Origin of the sequence: Streptomyces sp. NPDC048603, assembly GCF_043199475.1 — a bacterium.
GTDB lineage: Bacteria > Actinomycetota > Actinomycetes > Streptomycetales > Streptomycetaceae > Streptomyces.
The window spans coordinates 277786-295967 of record NZ_JBICVY010000006.1; the positions used below are offsets into that span (position 1 = coordinate 277786).

At 68.9% G+C, this 18182-nt stretch carries 4 protein-coding genes; 2 read left to right on the forward strand and 2 right to left on the reverse strand.

Features of this window, described 5'->3' with window-relative positions:
* Positions 1-28: 28 nt before the first annotated feature.
* The gene (locus tag ACGFQ9_RS16855) at positions 29-5044 is read right to left on the reverse strand and encodes an FG-GAP-like repeat-containing protein (protein WP_393574555.1); all 5016 of its coding nucleotides are present in this window, start codon (positions 5042-5044) and stop codon (positions 29-31) included.
* Positions 5045-5449: 405 nt separating this feature from the next.
* Between ACGFQ9_RS16855 and ACGFQ9_RS16860 the strand changes: the two genes are divergently transcribed.
* Positions 5450-12700 carry an RHS repeat-associated core domain-containing protein gene (locus tag ACGFQ9_RS16860; protein ID WP_393574556.1) on the forward strand — a complete coding sequence of 2417 codons (7251 nt, stop codon included), beginning with the start codon at positions 5450-5452 and terminating at the stop codon, positions 12698-12700.
* Entirely contained in the window at positions 12700-13128 is a 429-nt protein-coding gene (locus ACGFQ9_RS16865; protein WP_393574557.1) for a hypothetical protein, read from the forward strand. Before ACGFQ9_RS16860 ends, ACGFQ9_RS16865 begins: the two co-directional genes overlap by 1 nt.
* A 103-nt stretch (positions 13129-13231) precedes the next feature.
* Here the strand turns inward: ACGFQ9_RS16865 and ACGFQ9_RS16870 are convergent, their stop codons facing one another.
* On the reverse strand, positions 13232-18151 hold the full coding sequence (locus tag ACGFQ9_RS16870) for an FG-GAP-like repeat-containing protein (protein WP_393574558.1): 4920 nt from the start codon (positions 18149-18151) through the stop codon (positions 13232-13234).
* Positions 18152-18182: the final 31 nt, after the last annotated feature.

Consider the following 18182-nt stretch of genomic DNA (forward strand, 5'->3'; position numbering starts at 1 on the left):
CGTGCTGTGGTGCTACCGGGCTACTGCACTACCAGGTGCCCGGTGCGGCCTGCCAGCTCTTCAGGGGGTTCTCGAACCCTCCGTCGGTGCGGGCCTTGAAGGTGAACGCCGCGGTGGCTCCGGTGCCGTAGTTGTACATGATCGCGATGTCCTCGCGACCGTCCTTGTTGCTGTCACCGGACACCGGCATGCCGTACGACCCGGCGTACCAGTTGCCCGCGGGGACCTCCCAGCTCTTGAAGTCCTCGTTGACCCCGCCGTCGGGCTTGCCGGTCAGGGTGAACAGCGCCGCCTTGCCCTCGGTGTAGTCGTAGAGGATCCCGAGGTCGGCGCGGCCGTCGCCGTTGTAGTCGCCCGCGGTGATCCGGCTCTTGTTGAACTCCCAGTTGCCCGGGGAGCGGGTCCAGGAGGCCACCGGGTCGGCGAAACCGCCGTCGGGCTTGCCGAGCAGGGTGTAGGCGGTCACGGTGCCGTAGCCGAAGCCGTAGACGGCGAGGATGTCGTCCCGGCCGTCGCCGTTGAAGTCGCCCGCGACCTGCTTGGACTCGTTCCAGTACCAGCCGCCCTGGGCGGAGCGCCAGCTGCCGAAGGAGTAGTCGAACGAGCCGTCCGCCTTCGACAGGAAGGTGTGGGCGCCGGTCGAGCCGCCGTGGTCGTAGAAGAACGCCACGTCGTCGCGCTTGTCGCCGTTGAAGTCACCGGCGACAAGCTTGGCCTTGCTCGGCTCCCAGCTGCCGGCCGGGGAGGCCGCGCTCTTGCCCAGCTGGACGAAGGTGCCGTCGGCCTGGCCCAGGAAGGTGAACATGGCGTTCTGGCCGTTGCCGTAGTCGTACAGCGCGGCCAGGTCGTCGCGGCCGTCGTTGTTGAAGTCGCCCGCGACCCACTGCGACTGGCTGTAGCGCCAGTTGCCGACGCCGGTTTCGTAGGCGAGCAGCGGCGCGGCGAAGCCGCCGTCCGCCTTGCCGGCCAGGGTGTAGAGCGCCGTGTCGTCGGAGCCGTAGTCGTAGACGGTGGCCATGTCGGACCGGCCGTCACCGTTGAAGTCACCCGCCAGGTCGGTGCGCAGGTGGGCGGTGCGGTCGTTCGGCTTGTGCTCGGCGCTCACGCCGGTGGTGGAGTTGTACCGGATGTAGCCGCCGTCGAAGTCCGCGCGGGTTCCGCCGTAGACCTGGTACTCCTCCGACTTCGGGTAGCCGAGGAAGCTCTTCTCGGCACCGAGCGAAACCCACTTGTTGCGGACGCCGGCGCGGACCACCAACGGCTTCTGGGTGGTCGTGGTCCAGTAGATGGAGCCGTTGTCGGAGGCCTCGTTCCGCTTGCGGAAGTGGTTGTAGCGGCCGATGCCGTCGGCGTTGGCCACCTCGTCGGTGGTCGGGTAGCCGAGCGCGCCGCTGGGACCGTTGGACGCGAGGTACCTCTTGTAGATCGTGCCGTGGATCGACCAGGAACCGGTCTCGGGCGACCAGTAGATCGCACCGTCGCCACCCGATCCCCTGAACGTGGACACCACGCCGACGCCGTCGGGGTTGCGGATCTCGTCAGAGGTCGGGTAGCCGAGGAAGCCGTTCTCCGCCCCGAGGCTGATCCACTTCTCCCGGTTGCCGTTCATCACGATCCAGGCACCGGTGCTGCGGTGCCAGTAGATCGAGGCGTTGTCGTAGTTGTAGCCGTTCATGCGGAAGTTCATGAACCGGCCGTCGTCGCCGGACACACCGACGGGGCCCGTCGGCTTTCCGAAGCCGGTGAGGCCGCCCTCGGCCCTGAACTTGGCCAGGAGCGGCCCGCACAGGGAGTGCTTGACCTTCTCGTCGGCGAACGAAGGAAGGGTCTCGCACTCGTTCCAGGGCGTACCGCCGAGGACGAGCTGCTTGGCGGCACCGAAGGCGGAGCCGGCGCTCAGCGCGCGACCCGGGAACTCGGTGATCGCCCCGTCGCCGTTGCGCGACCACAGGTCGACGAAGCCGTCGTTCTCGAAGTCACCGTTGCTGCTCAGGTGCGGGTAGGCGGTGCCGGTGAAGCCGGTGCCGATGGACGTGGTCCGGACCGCCGGATCCGCGTACACGGTCAGGTCGAGGGCCACTGCCGCCGTGGCGTCCGTGGTCTTGCGGCTGGTGTACTGGTGGATCTTGCCGGTCTTGGTGTTACGGGCCCAGATCTCCGGCAGACCGTCCTTGTTGAGGTCGCCGGGGGCGATCAGGGTCATGTCCTGCCAGTCGGCGTTGCCGAGCGGGATCGGCCGGAAGTTGCGCAGACCGAGCGTGCCCGAGGGGGTTCCTGCGTAGAGCCAGAGGTTGGAGCCCTCCTTCACCAGCAGGTCGGGGTTGTCGGCGGCATCGATCTTGCCGTCCCCGGTGTCTCCGAGGGGATCGATGTCGTCGTTGACGCTGCCGATCGCCACCACCTGGTCGGCCTGGCCCCAGCGGTCGTCCGAGGAGTACTGGGTCGACATCTGGATCGCGGTGGCGTCGCTGTGCTCCAGGTCGCCGTCACCACTGCCCCGGTGGAGGTACAGGTGCTTGCGGCTGTTGTCGGGTGCCGGCCGCAGGGCGACCAGGTCCTCGTAGTAGTCCGCGTCCCAGCTGCCCCGGTGGGTCAGCGAGGCCGCGTTGGCGAAGGAGCCCTTGTCGAGCTTCTTCGACGCCTCGAACGAGCCGTCGCCGTTACCCGGGTGCATCCACAGCCGGCCGGAGCCGGGGTCGACGCTCCAGATGTCGACGGTGCCGTTGCCGTCGAGGTCGCCGTGCTTGTCCCGGTTCAGCTGGCGCTTGGCGTAGTAGGTGTACGAGGTGACGTCGGACCGGTTGCCGGAAGCGTCGAGGCTCCAGACGAAGAGACTGTGCGGGCCCGCAGCGGTCGGGGTGTACTTGAACTGCCCCGGACCGCCGGTGGAGGTCGCGTTCACCGTGCGGACGGTCGGGTCGGACGCCGTGTACCACTGGTACTTGACGATGTCGTCGACCCCGTTGGGGGTCAGGTTGAACGTGCCCTCGGTGCGCGCGTAGGCGTTGTTCGTCTGATCGTCCTTGGGGAACTGCGGCGAACTCACGCCCGGCTTCGAACCGGGGCGGTCCCGGTCGATGCTGAACGCGCACTGGCCGGCCCAGGGACCGTCGCCGGTACCGTCGAGACCGCGTACGTCCCACCGGTAGGTGGTTCCGGGAAGGTCCGCCTTCGGGATCCTGAGTAGGGCGACGTTACCGTTGGTGATTTCGACCCTGGGCCTCTGGATGGTGCCCCAGTAGTCGTCTTCCTTCCAGTAGTGGAACTCGGCCCAGAGCTTGTTGTCCTCGGCATCGCTGATGCGGGCGCGCAGCACCACCTCGTCGGTGGTGCCGATCTGGCCGCCCGCGCAAGGGAGGGACGGGTCCATCGAGCGCTCATCCGGGGAGATGGGGTTGGGCAGCGTGTTGAACTTGGTCGAGATGCGGGCGCTGTCCGGGTTCAGCTTGCGCCAGGAGACGTCGACCGTGTCGTTGGCGGACTTCAGGCCGAAGGTCCAGGCGGGCCAGCTCCAGCGGGCGGCGTCCGCGACCGCGGAGGTCACGTTCAGCTCGACCGTGTCGCCGTCGCCGGGGCAGTTGCGGCCGCCGAAGGACTGGCCGGAGGCGTCGACGAGGCGCTTCCAGGCGGGCTGGTTGTTCCACGTGGTGGCGCCGGAGATGCCGTCGGTGTCCCAGACCTGGATGTCACCGGAGTTGCAGCCCCAGGAGCCCGCGTACTTCTGCTGGATGCGCAGGGTGGATTCCAGGATCTGCTTGCCGCCCATGCCGCCCATGCCGACCTGGAAGAAGGTCTTGGCACAGACGACGGCGTTGCCCCGCTGGGCGTCCTTGGCGCAGCCGACGCGGGCGTCGTTGCTGAGGGTGCCGCCGTTCCAGTAGTTGGTGTTCGCGGAACCGGCGATGCCGTTGTGCTTGTAGGCGATCGCCCAGGCCGACTTCCAGTCGTCCCGCCACACCGGGTCGATGACGACCGGGAACGCGGTGTCGGCCGCGGTGAGCAGCTTGCGGTCCGTGGTGAGTGTCAGCCTGTCGGACTTCAGCGCCACACCGAGGTCGGCCTGCTTGCTGCCGAGGGAGATGCCGTCGACGGCGCGCACCCGGTCGGCCGCAGGGGACTTGGGGGCCTTGGCGGCCGTGGTGCCCTGGGCTGCGGCGGCGGCTCCGGCCTCCGCAGCGGCCTTGGCCGAGGATCCGCCGGCGGACTCGGCCGGCGGGGTGGGGGCCGGGGTGGCGGCCGGCTGGGGCTGGTCGGCACCCGAGTCCCACATCTGGGGCTTGGCGGAGCTGAACAGCGTCTGGCCCGCGGGGTCGACGGCCCGCAGCTCGCCGTTGGCCTCCTTCTTGACGGTGACACCGTTGCCCTTGAGGCCGAAGTCGACGGAGGCCAGCTCCGGGTTGGCCGCGGCCTCGCGGGTCTTGACCACCAGCTGGTGCGAGAAGCCGGTCACGTCGGCGCTGACCCGCAGGTCGACGCCCTTCATGACCTCGGCGTACGTGGCGCTGTTGCCCTCGACCGTCGGGGTGGGCAGCGGCTTCGGCCAGCTCAGGGTGATGTCCCGGCCGTCCTTGCGCATGGTGACCAGCGGGGCCTTGCCGCCGCCGGAGAAGCTGAGCCCGGCGACGGTCGCCTTGGGGGCGATCCGGCCGTCCTTCTGCTTCACCAGTCCGGTGTCCACGGGGACGTAGGCCCCGCCGCGACGGACCCGGGTGGGCACCAGCGACTGCTCCGAGGTGAACGACCCGTCCGGGTTCGCCCAGACCTCCTCGGTCTCCGAACGCAGCGAGGGGACCTCGACGCGCTTGCCGGTGCGCTTGGCCTCGGCTTCGGCCTTGGCCGAGGCCTTCGCCTCGGGGGACATGTTCTCCTGGTCGGCCTTCGCGTCCTTCGCCGCCTGCACGGCGGAGGTGAGCGCGGGGGCCCCCGCGGCGGCCGCGGGCAGCGCGCCGACCAGGGTGGCGACGAGCGCGGTCGCCAGGGTGAGTACGGGCGCCCTGCGGGAGGGCGGTCCCGCGACGCGTGACCGCGTCGGGAAGGGTCTCACTGACTGAGTCCTCGGGGTCGGTTCCGGCCGCCCCCTCTCAGGGGCGGCCGAAAGTAATCGATCGAACCTCTCACCGGAGGGCGGAATCCAGCCATCCGGTAACAGGTCACATGCGTTCGATTGATTTGTAGCAGTCGGACCGCCTCGAATTCGACACGATCCCCCAGAATCCGCAGCCTTTATCAGACGTTCACCGGAATGCGGAACTCCGAATTTCCCATTCCACATACCCCCTCGGACCTGCGCCAACATGCCGTGAAGTAACCCCGAACTCCCCCTGGAAACGCCGACGCCACAGCCCCGCCCACTGTTAAATTCGGCGCGATTATCCGCAGCGCGGAATCACCGCGATCTGCGCGACCCGATAAGGAGTGTTCGATTTTGAGACGATCCCAGGCGCGTGCCATGCGCGCGCCTTCGAGGCGTGTCTGGCGGTGGCCGATACCGCTGCTGGCCACCGCACTGCTCGCCAGCGGCATGACCGTGGTGGAGGCGTCCGCCGCCTCCCGCAGCCAGCTGCCGGGCCTCCAGAAACTGACCAAGGTCAACGGCGAGAACGTCAAGGGCAAGCCCGCGGCCGGCCCGGCGGAGTCCCAGAAGAAGGCGTGGAAGTCCGCACCGAAGGTCGCCTGGCCGGCGACGGGTTCGGCCGAAATTGCGCTGCCTGACGCACCCAGCGCCGGAAAAAACACGCTGAAGTCAGCCACCGGCGGGGCCTTCGGTCTCCCCGCCCGGGACACCGGCGTGGCCGGCAAGCCGGTAAAGGCGGGCAACCTGCCCGTCTCGGTCGCCGCCGTCGCGCCGAGCGCCGCGTCCGGCAACCCGGCGAAACGGTCCATGGTGGCCGCGGCTCCGGCTGCCGCCGCTGCGACCGGCGTCAAGCTGAAGGTCGACCTGCTCGACCAGGCGGCCGCCAAGCGCGCCGGCCTTTCGAACAGCCTGCTCCTGAACGTGAACCGCACGGATGCGGGCAGGACTTCCGCCCCGGTCTCGGTGGAACTGGACTACGCCGCGTTCAAGAACGCGTACGGCGGCAGCTGGGGCTCCCGGCTGCAGTTCACCGCGATCCCAACCTGTGCGCTGACCACCCCGAAGCGCCCGGAGTGCCAGGGCAGCGTCCCGGTCACCACGAGGAACAACCCGGTCACCGGCAAGCTGGTCGCCACCTTCGAAGCCCCGGCCAAGCCGGCCTCGGCCCCGAAGCCCACAGCCGCCGCGCTCCTGAGCTCCCCGCAGGCGGCCGCCGCTGCCACGGGTGGCATGACCCTGGCCGCGACCCCGGGTGCCTCGGGCGCGAACGGCACGTACAAGGCCACCTCGCTCAGTGCCTCGGGTTCCTGGCAGGCCGGCGGTTCGGCGGGGGACTTCTCCTGGTCCTATCCGCTGGACATCCCGGCTTCCCTGGGTGGTCCGAGCCCGTCGCTGTCTCTGGGTTACTCCAGCGCGAACATCGACGGCCGTACGAACGCCTCGCAGCAGCAGACCTCCTGGGTCGGTGACGGCTGGGACCTGGCCTCGAACTACATCGAGCGCGGCTTCACCCCGTGCAGCCAGGACAAGCGCAAGGACTCGGGCTACAACAACCCGAAGGACGACACGGGCGACCTGTGCCACGGCGCACCCATGGTCACCATGTCGCTGAACGGCGGCTCGACCCCGCTCGTCCTGGACGACGCCACCAAGAAGTGGCGCCCGGCCAAGGACGACGGCTCCCGCCTCGAACTCCTCTCCGGCGCCGACAACGGCGACAAGGAAGGCGAGCACTGGCGGTTCACCAACCCCCAGGGCATCCAGTTCCACTTCGGCCTCAACAAGGTCCCCGGCTGGACGGACGGCAAGCCGCTCACCAACTCGGCCTGGAACGTGCCGGTCTACGGCAACCACCCCGGTGAGCCCTGCTACAACGCCACCTTCGCCGACGCGGTCTGCAACCAGACCTACCGCTGGAACCTCGACTACGTCGTGGACCCGCGCGGCAACGCGATGACCTACTGGTACCAGAAGGAGGTCAACCACTACGGGTCGAACTACAAGCTCGCCGGCGGTTCGACCGCCCGCGCGTACGACCGCTCCGGCTGGCTCGACCACATCTCCTGGGGCCTGCGCAGCAACAACCTGTTCGCCGCGGCCCCCGCGGAGGCCCGTTTCAAGGTCGACGAACGCTGCCTGAAGTCGGACACCTTCGACTGCGACCCGGCGAAGCTCAAGCCCGAGGTCGACTGGAACATCGCCAAGCAGTGGCCCGACACCCCCGGCGACCAGCTCTGCGCGGCGGGCGAGGAGTGCAAGGGCCGGTTCACCCCGACCTTCTTCTCCCGCAAGCGCCTGACCGAGGTCAACACCTTCGTCTGGAACGGCACCACCCACAAGCCGGTCGACACCTGGAAGCTCGTCCAGGACTTCCCCCAGACCGGTGACGGCACCGACTACCCCCTGTGGCTCTCCGAGATCCGCCACGTGGGCAAGAACGGCACCAACGCGGTGGGCACGGCCAACCCGGCGATCGAACTCCCCCCGGTGAAGTTCCGCGGGAAGCAGCTCCCCAACCGCGTGGACGGCCAGGGCGACGGCAAGCCGCCGTTCCTCCGCTACCGCATCGAGGCCATCGACACCGAGACCGGCTCGACCATCGCGGTCAACTACGCGCCGACCCAGTGCAAGGCAAGTGACCCGCGGGTCATGCCGGCCTCCCCGGAGACGAACACCCTCCGCTGCTACCCCGTCGTCTCCGAACTCCCGGACCCGACCGACCCCGAGCGCGAGCGGAAGATCTACTCCACCGACTGGTTCCACAAGCACATCGTGGACTCCGTCCAGGAGGAGGACCGCAACGGCAACTCGCCGACGCGGCGCACCGAGTACGAGTTCGTCGGCAACCCCGCGTGGGCCTTCGACGACGAGACGGAGATGATGCGCCCCAAGACGCGCACGTGGTCGCAGTGGCGCGGCTACGAGCGGGTCCGGACGTACATCGGTGCCGCGCCCGACAAGCGCTCCAAGACGGAGACGCTCTTCTTCCGCGGCCTCGACGGTGACCGGGCGGCGCCCTCGGGCGGCAAGCGGTCGGTCAAGGTCAAGGACTCCGAGGGCAACGAGATCGCCGACCACCGCCTCTACGCCGGCCAGACCCGCGAGGTCCTGGCCTACAACGGCGAAGGCGGCGCACTCGAAGCAGCCACCACCTACACCCCGTGGCTGCACGGCCCCACCGCGACCCGGCTCCGCAAGGGCGAGGTCGCGGCCGAGGACATCGAACCCCTCCAGTCCTTCGTCCATCAGACGGCCAAGGTCCAGTCCCGCATCCTCCTCTCCGAGAACCGCGGCTGGCGCCGCACCGAGATGGAGACCGCGTACGACGACCGCGGCTTCGCCCAGCAGGTGTCGAACAAGGGCGACATCGCCGACCCCTCCGATGACAGCTGCACCCGCTACGAGTACGACCCGGACGAGACCCGGTGGATCATCGCCCGCCAGAAGCGCATCGAAGCAGTCACCAAGACCTGCGATGCGGCGCTGCAGCGCCCGGCGGACGTCACCTCCGACGTCCGCATGGCCTACGACGCGGCCGGCAACGTCAAGTCCACCGAGTCGCTGACCGGTTACAGCGGTAGCACGCCGCAGTACCAGGTCGACGGCAGCGCGACGTTCGATTCCTACGGCCGTCCGAAGACCACCACCGACGTCTTCGGCAAGGTCACCAAGCTCGACTACACCCCTGCCTCCGGTCAGATCGTCACCAAGGTCGTGACCACCAACCACGCCGGTCACACCGAGACCACGGAGACCGACCAGGGCCGCGGCTCCGTCCTCGCCAAGCAGGACACCAACGGCCGCCGTCAGGTCATGGAGTACGACGCCTTCGGCCGCCTGGGCAAGGTGTGGTCCCCTTCGCGGACCCCCACCACCAAGTCCCCGAACGGCATCTTCTCCTACGACGTCCGCACCGACGGTCCGGTCGTCATCACCAACAAGGCGCTGCTGGACGACGGTACGTACCGCACCAGCTACGACATCTACGACAGCAGCCTGCGCATCCGCCAGACCCAGATGGAAGCCCTGGCCGGCGGCCGGATCATCTCCGACACCTTCTACAACAGCCTCGGACAGGTCTGGAAGTCCAACGGCGCCTACTACACCGCAGGCACCGCCTCCGGCGTCCAGTTCGCACCCAAGGACAACGAGGTCCCGTCCTCCACGGTGACCCAGTACGACGGGTCCGGCCGATCGGTCGCCCAGATCTCCCGCAAACTCGGCGAGGAGACCTCCCGCACCACCACCACCTACGGCGGCGACAACATCACCGTCGACCCGCCCACCGGTGAAACCCCCACCCGGGCCTTCCTCGACGGAGCAGGCCGCAAGACCGAACTCCGCTACTTCCGCTCGGACTCCCCCACCGGCGCCTACGACAAGACGACCTACGGCTACAACCAGCGCGGCGCGCTGGAGTCGGTCGTCAACCAGGCGGGCGACAAGTGGACCTTCAAGTACGACATCCGAGGCCGCCAGACCGAGCAGACGGACCCCGACAAGGGCACGTCCACGATGACGTACGGCCAGGGCGACCGGCTGACGAGCGTCACCGACGCCCGCGGCAAGACGGTGCTTCCCGCGTACGATGCGCTGGGCCGGACCGTCGCCACCCATGAAGGGTCCCTGGCAGGTCCGAAGCTGACCTCGACCACGTACGACACCCTCCCCGGTGCCATCGGCCTTCCCGTCGCTTCCACCCGGTACGTCGACGGCAAGGCGTACACCCAGGAGGTCACCGGGTACGACAAGGAGTACCGCCCGACCGGGACGAAGATCACGATCCCGTCCTCGGAGGGTGCCCTCGGCGGCACGTACGAGTTCACCTCGGGCTACCGGGAGAACACCGGTCTGCTTGAGTGGTCCGAGCAGCCGGCCGTGGCCGGTCTGCCCATCGAGCTGACGACCATGAAGTACAACCACTTCGAGCTGCCCACGGTCATGGGCATCGAAGGGAAGACCTTCGTCGACAAGGTCGACTACTCGCCCATGGGCGACGTCCTGCGCACCCACTCCGGCCCCGCCGGATCCCAGGTCTACACGTCGAACTTCTACGACGAGCAGACCCGCCGCCTGACCCGGACCGTCAATGACACCGAGAAGGCACCGGGACGCATCAACGACACGTCGTACGACTACGACGCCGTCGGCAACATCCTCAAGATCACCGACAAGGAAGGCCCGACCGGCACTGCCGACGTCCAGTGCTTCGCCTACGACTACATGCGCCGCATGGACGAGGCATGGACGGCCACCGACGACTGCGCGGCCAAGCCCAACGCAGCCGGTCCCGGCGCGAAGCCGCAGGTCGGCGGACCCAACCCGTACTGGAGCTCCTACAGCTTCGACGCGGCCGGCAACCGCACCAAGGAGGTGCAGCACTCCCCCACCGGTGACCTGACCAAGGACGTCACCCGGACCTACACCTACGGCACCCCCGGCCAGCCCGCCGCCAACCGGCTGCAGAAGGTCGACACCACCGGACCCGGCGGATCCCGCACCGAGTCCTACACCTACGACAAGGCCGGCAACACCGAGACCCGCACCATCCAGGGCGACACCCAGACCCTGATCTGGAACACGACGGGTCAGCTGGAGAAGGTCACCAAGGGCGCCGAGTCGACCGACCTCGTCTACGACGCCGGCGGCAACCGCCTGATCAAGCGTGACCCCACGGGTACGACGCTGTACCTGCCCGGCACCGAGGTCAAGCTGACCAAGGCCGGAAAGCTGGAGGGCACCCGCTACTACGCCCACCCCGCCGGCCCGACCCTCGTCAAGACCGCGAAGGACGGCGTGATCACCACGTCGTACCTGATGGCCGACAACAACGGCACGGCGACCACCTCCGTGGACGCCAAGACCTCCGCCGTCACCCGCCGCAAGTTCACCCCCTTCGGTGAGGTCCGCGGCACCGCTCCGGCGGTCTGGCCTGGCAAGAGGGGATTCGTCGGCGGCGAGATCGACGAGTCCATCGGCACCGTCCACCTCGGCGCACGCGAGTACGACCCGGCGACTGCCCGGTTCCTGTCCGTCGACCCGATCGTCGACTTCAGCGAGCCCAAGCAGCAGAACCCCTACGCCTACGCCAACAACTCACCGATCACCTTCAGCGACCCCAGCGGGCTCTCGATCGCGCCTCCCGTGATGCCCGTCAAGGACTTCACGGACGCCGAAGCCGCCTGGGCCCGCATGATCCAGGGCAAGAGCGCCCTGGACATCGCCCTCGAAATCGCCATGGGCATCCTCAAGGACGCCTCCGGCTACAACGACATCCGCGACTGCCTCAACGGCTCCTGGGGCGCCTGCGCAGGACTCGCACTCGACGCAGCCCTGCCCTTCGCCGGACGCGCCAAGCGCATCCTCAAGGCACTCGACCGAGCCTGGGAAGCCTTCAACAGCTGGTCCCAGAAACTCGCACTCGCCCGCGACATCCTCCGACGGGTCGAGCGCTACCAGCAGGCCATGGCCAAGTACGCCGAGGACCTCGCCGAGTGGAAACGCCAACTCGAAGAAGCCGCCGAACGAGCCAGAAAACTGGAGGAAGAAGCAGCAGCGGCCAGAAGAGCCGCACAGGAAGCAGCGGCCGCAGCCGCCAAGCGCGCCGACGAGGCCAAGGCAACGGCGGCCAAGCAGGGCAAGGCTTCCGCGCAGAAGGCCAAGAAGGCCGACGGCGACGGCAAGGCTTCGAAGTCGGCCGAGACGAAGAAGTCCGACGGGCCGAAGAAGTCCGGGCCGAAGGACAACGACAGCGGCGGCTCCGGAGGCGGCTGCCCGACCGGCAACGGCAACAGCTTCGTCCCCGGTACCAAGGTCCTGATGGCCGACGGCTCGGCCAAGCCGATCGAGGACGTCAGGCTGGGCGACGAGGTCCAGGCCCGGGACCCAGAGACGGGCGAGGCGGGCAACGAGACCGTCACGGCCGAGATCAAGGGCACGGGCGGCAAGAAGCTCGTCAACATCTCCATTGACACGGACGGTGACCGGGGCACTCCGGACCCGACCGTGACGGCCACCGACGGCCACCCCTTCTGGGTCGCCGATCTCGGCCAGTGGGTGGATGCCACCAAGCTCCAGCCGGGGCAGTGGCTGAGCACCGGTCCCGGCACCACAGTCCAGGTCACCGCCGTCGAACGCTTCGTGGTCTGGTCCGAGGGCGTCTACAACCTGACGGTCAGCGATCTCCACACGTACTACGTGCTGGCAGGTGACCAGCCGGTCCTCGTCCACAACAACAAGTGCGGAGGACTCTCCAGCAAGTGGTCGCAGGAGGACAACGCGGGCTCCATCGATGCGAACCAGCCCGGTCTGGCCTACAGCGGCATCTATGAGCCGAAGACCGGTCGGTTCGAGGCGCGACGCAGCGACCGGGACACCCCCGGTGGCATCCTGCCCCGCCGGGGTGGCCACGACATCCTCAACCGGGGGATGTTCGACGACTCACGGGAGACCGTCGGATTCACTGCCGTCATCCAGGAAGGCGGTGGCCTCCACGTGACGTGGCTGTCCCGCGGAGTGAACGGCCGGAACTTCCCCGAGCACGGGAACTTCGCTCCGCCGGAGCACCGGGCTGCCATCCTGGACGCCCTGCGGACAGCGACCGGCAGAAGGGTGACGGGCGACTGATGACCCCCTACGCCTCCGTGAGCATCGGCGCCTTCGAGCTCCCGCGCGAACTCGTGCGGGCAGTCCTCGACGGCATCTGGACCATCGACCGGGCTTCCGGCTTCCTGACCGCGGCCCTGCAGGTCAAGCCGACCGGTCAGGCCGTGCTGTACTCCCTGGAGAACATGGTCCGGGAGACCGCCCACTGGTGGGCCCAGTCACCCGAACAGGCCGCCCTCTACGGGGCGGGGCCGGTCCGGGCCGAAGGCTACGAGTCCGTCCCCGCATCGGAATCGGTCCTCATCGGGGACCTGGGGCCGGACTTGCCGCTGGCGCTGCACTACCGCGATCCGCACACCGCTCCCCGGCTGATGTACCTGCCGGCGAGCGGTCCCGGCTGGGTCGAGGTCGCACCGGACATCCGGGCCCTGACCGACTCTCTCGGCTAGGACACCGGCCGGCGTCACCGGCCTCACGGCCACACACGGCGAAGCCCCCGCCCGGATCGTTCCGGGCGGGGGCTCCGTCATGTCATGCGGGTATTACCGGGTGCTACCAGGTGCCGGGGAGCGCCTGCCAGCTCTTGAAGCTGCTCTCGAAACCACCGTCGGTGCGGCCCTTGAACGTGAAGGCAGCGGTGGCGCCGGTGGCGTAGTTGTACATGATGGACACGTCCTCGCGGCCGTCCCCGTCGGCGTCGCCCGATACCGTCGCGCCCGCGCTGGACGCGTACCAGTTGCCGTCGGGGGTGTCCCAGCTGCGGAGTTCGGCGCCGAGCTTGCCGTCCGCCTGGCCGAGCAGGGTGTTCAGCGTGTCGTTGCCCTCGGCGTGGTCGTACATCAGCGCCGCGTCGGCACGGCCGTCGCCGTTGTAGTCGCCGACCGTGAACTTGGTGCGCGCGTACTCCCACTGCTCCTTGGTCTTGGTCCAGGACTTGACCGGAGCGGCGAAGCCGCCGTTCGGCTGGCCGATGAAGGTGAACATCGCGACGCCGCCGGCGGTGTAGCCGTACAGCGCCATGATGTCGTCGCGGCCGTCGCCGTTGACGTCACCGGAGCGGAACGTGGCGTGGAAGATCCACCAGTTGCCGGTGGGAACCCGCCAGCTGGCGACACCCGAGTTGAAGGTGCCGTTGGCGTTGCCCGTCCAGGTGTGCAGGCCGGCCGCGCCGTCGCCGTAGTCGTAGACCATGGCGATGTCGGACCGTCCGTCGCCGTTGTAGTCGCCGGCGACGTAGATGCCCTTGGTCCAGTCGAAGTTGCCCACGGCGGCCGTCAGGCCCTTGACCGGGGTGAAGGTGCCGTTCTCGTTCGACAGGAAGTTCCACAGCGCGTTGCTGCCGTCGGCGTAGCCGTAGACCGCGCCGATGTCGGTGCGGCCGTCGCCGTTGAAGTCGCCGGCGACCCACTTGGCGCGGGCGTAGTCGAAGCTGCCCTTGCCGCTGGTCCAGCGGACCGTGGGCTCCTCGTAGCCGCCGTCACCGCGGGCGTCGAGCACCCACAGGGCGGTGGTGTTGTCGTCGTAGTCGTAGACGGTCGCCATGTCGCTGCGGCCGTCGCCGTTGAAGTCACCGGACAGGTCGGTCCGCAGGTGTGCGGTGCGGTCGGTGGGACGGTGCTCCAGAGCCACGCCGGTGGTCCGGTTGTAGCGGATGTAGCCCCCGACGAAGTCCGCCCGGGGACCGGCCGCGACCTCGTACTCGTCCGACTTCGGGTACCCGAGGAAGCTCTTCTCCGCGCCGAGCGCGATCCACTTGGCGCGGATGGCGCCGTACACCGGGTGCGCGCCCGTTGCGGACGTCCAGTAGATGGAGGCGCTGTCCGCGGTCTGGCCGCGCTTGCGGAAGTGGTTGTAGCGGCCGATGTTGTCGGTGTGCCTGGTCTCGTCGTTGGTCGGGTAGCCGAGCCGGCTCGGGCCGCCCATCTCCACGTAGCGGCGGTAGATGCCTCCGTTGACTTCCCAGGCGCCGAAGTCCGGCGTCCAGTAGATCGCGCCGGCGCCGCCGGAGCCGGTGAAGGTGCTGAACCGGCCGACCTCGTCGAAGGTCTTGCCCTCGTCGGAAGTCGGGTAGCCGAGGAGGCTCTTCTCCGCGCCGAGCGCCATCCACTTGGTGCGGATGGCACCCTGGACCACCCAGGCACCGGTACTCGGGTGCCAGTAGATGGAGGCGTTGTCATAGGTGATGCCGGTGGTCCGGAGGTGGATGAACCGGCCGCCGTCGGGGGTTTCCGTGACGTTGCCGGAGGGCTTGGCGAAGTCGGTGGCGCCACCCTTGGCCTTGAACTTCGCCAGCATCGGACCGCAGAGCTTATGGGTCGCTCCGGCGGTCACCGACGGCACGTTCTCGCACGTGGTCCAGGGGGTGCCGCCGACCGCGATCTGGCGGGCCGCACCGAAGGCGGAACCGCTGACCGGCGCACGGCCCGGGTGCTCCCAGAGCACGCCGCTGCTGTCACGCGACCACAGGTCGGCGAAGCCGTCCTTCTCGAAGTCGCCGAGGCTGGCCAGGTGCTGCGTACCGGTGAAGCCGGTGCCGATGGACTGGGTGCGCACGGCCGGGTCACCGTAGACGCTCAGGTCGATCCCGGCCTTGGAGGTCGGGTCGGTCGAGGCGCGGCTGGTGTACTGGTGGATCTTTCCGGTGGTCTTGTCCCGTGCCCAGAGCTCCGGCAGACCGTCCTTGTTGAGGTCGCCGGGCGCGATGAGGGTCATGTTCTGCCAGTCGGCGTTGCCGAGCGGGATCGGGTCGTAGGAGCGCCGGTCGAGCGTGCCGTCGGACTGGCCGAAGTAGAGCCAGAGCTCCCCGCCGGTCTTGACCAGCAGGTCGGCCTGGTCCGCCTCGTCGATCTTGCCGTCGCCCTCGGTCTGGTCGGCCAGGGGGTCGTCGTTGACGCTGCCGATGGCCAGCACCTGTTCGGCGTTCGCCCAGCGGTCGTTGTCGTCGAAGCGGGTGCCCAGCTCGATCCGGCTGGCTTCGGGGTCCTCGAGCTCGCCGTTGCCGGCGCCGCGGTAGACGTAGAGGTTCTGCCGGCTGTTGTCGGCCGAGGGCTCCAGGACGATCAGGTCCTCGTAGTAGTCCCCCTCGTTCCAGCTGCCCCACTGGGTCACGGACCGGGCGGAGGCGAAGTTGCCGTGCTCGGCCTGACGGGGCACGCCGAAGGCGCCGCCGCTCGTGCCGGGGACCATCCACAGCTTGCCGTCGCCCGGGTCCACGCTCCAGATGTCGGTCTGGCCGTCGCCGTTGACGTCGCCGTGCTTGTCCCGCTCCAGCGGGCGCTTGGCGTAGTACTGGTAGTAGGTCGGGCTCGAGCGGTTCCCCGCCGCGTCCAGGCTCCACACGTAGAGGCTGTGCGGACCAGCCGACACCGGCGTGTACTTGATCTGCGCCGGACCGCCCGTGGAGGTCGCGTTGACCGTACGGACGGTCGGGTTGTCGGAGGTGTGCCACTGGTACTTGGTGACGTCCGCCCCCTGCGTGCCCGCAGTGAAGGTGAACGTGCCCTCGGTGCGGGCGTAGGCGGTCTGCTTCTGCTCGTCCTTGGGGAACTGCGCCGACGACACGTCGGGCGGGCTCTTCGGGCCGTTCAGGTCCACGGTGAACGAGCACTGGCCTGCCCAGGCACTGGTGTCGGTGCCGTCGGAGACCCTGACATCCCACTTCCAGGTCCCGTCGGTGGGCGCCTTGATCGGAAACGTCGCGACGTTGCCCGAGGTGACGTCGGGACGCACCACCTGCAAGGTGCCGCTGTAGTTGTCGGCCTTCCAGTAGTGGAACTCGGCCTTGAGCGAGTTGTCCTCGGCGTCCTTCGCGCGGACGCGCAGGACGACCTCGTCCGTCCGCCCGATGGTGCCACCGGTGCAGGGCACGTACGGGTCCGACGTGCGGTCGGAGAAGGTCGGGACGGTGTTGTACTTGGTGGAGATGCGGAGGCTGTCCGGGTTCAGCTTGCGCCAGGAGACGTCGACCGTGTCCTTCGCGGCCTTCAGGCCGAGGGTCCACAGCGACTTTCCGTCCTTGACGGCGCCGGCCACTCCGGAGGTCACGTTCATCTCGATCGTGTCGCCGTCACCGGGGCAGTTGCGGCCGCCGTAGGACTGGCCGGAGGCGTCCACCATCCGGTTCCAGTCGGGCTGGTTGTTCCAGGTGGTCGACTTGCTGATGGGGTCGGTGTCCCAGACCTGGATGTCCCCGGAGTTGCAGCTCCAGGAACCCGCGGACTTCTGCTGGATCCGCAGCGTGGAGTCCATGATCCTCTTGCCCCGGTACTGGCTCACCGGGACCTGGAAGAAGGTCTTGGCGCAGACCACGGCGCCGCCCCGCTGGGCGTCCTTGGCGCAGCCTACGCGGGCGTCGTCGCTGAGGGTGCCGCCGTTCCAGTAGTTGGTGTCGGCGGTGCCCGCGATGCCGTTGTGCTTGTACGCGACCGTCCAGGCGGACTTCCAGCTGTCGGTCGTCTTCGGGTCGATGACGACGGGATAGGTGGTGTCCGCGGCGGTCAGCAGGTTGCGGTCCGGGGTGAGGGTGAGGGTGTCACCCTTCAGCGAAACGCCGAGGTCGGCCTGCTTGGTGCCGATGTCGATGCCCTCGGTGGCGGGCGTGCCCGCGTCCTGCGCCGTCGCGGCGGCCGGGGCGCCGGCCGCGGTCTTGGCCGGGGCGGATGCCTTGGCTGCGGATCGCGCCGCCGCCTTCTCCGCGCCCGAATCCCACATCTGGGGCTTGGCGAAGCCGAACACGGTCCGCCCGGAGGGGTCGACCGCCCGCATCTCGCCGTTGGCTTCCTTGCGGATCGCCAGGCCGTTGCCCTTGAGACCGAAGGGCAGCGAGGCCAGTTCCGGGTTGGCCGCGGCCTCGCGGTTCTTCACGATCAGCTGGTGCGAGAAGCCGGTGGCGTCCGCGCTGACCCGGAGGTCCACGCCCTTCATGACCTCGGCGTACGTGGCGCTGTTGCCCGTGATCGTCGGGGTGGGCAGCGGCTTGGGCCAGGTCAGGGTGATGTCCCGGCCTTCACTGCGCATGGTCGCCAGCGGGCCCTTGCCGCCGCCGGAGAAGGTCAGGGCGGAGCGGGTCGCCTTGGTGGCGATCCGGCCGTCCTTCTGCTTGGCCAGGCCGGTGTCCAGGGGGACGAGCTTGCCACCGCGGTGGACGCGGATCGGCACCAGTGCCTGCTCGGACGAGAAGGTCCCGTCCGGGTTGGCCCAGACCTCCTCGTACTCGGTGCGCTGAGAAACGATCTCGACGCGCTTGCCGGTGCGCTTGGCCTCGGCGCCGGCCTTGGCGTGCTGTTCGGCCACGGTGGCGGCCGGGGTGTTGGGCTTCGGCTTGGCGGCGGCCGGCGCCACGGCCGGGCCGGCCGCCGCGGCGACGGGCACCGCGCCGAGCAGGGTGGCGACCAGTGCGGTCGCCACGGTGAGTACGGGTGCCCTGCGGGAGGGCGGCCCGGTGACGCGGGTCCGCGTCGGGAAGGGTCTCACGGGGGTGGGTCCTCGGTGTCGGTTCCGGCAG

Excerpts from the sequence above, each read along its gene's own strand:
- ACGFQ9_RS16865 (WP_393574557.1), top strand. The coding sequence starts at position 12,700 with ATGACCCCCTACGCCTCCGTGAGCATCGGCGCCTTCGAGCTCCCGCGC.
- ACGFQ9_RS16860 (WP_393574556.1), top strand. The coding sequence starts at position 5,450 with ATGCGCGCGCCTTCGAGGCGTGTCTGGCGGTGGCCGATACCGCTGCTG.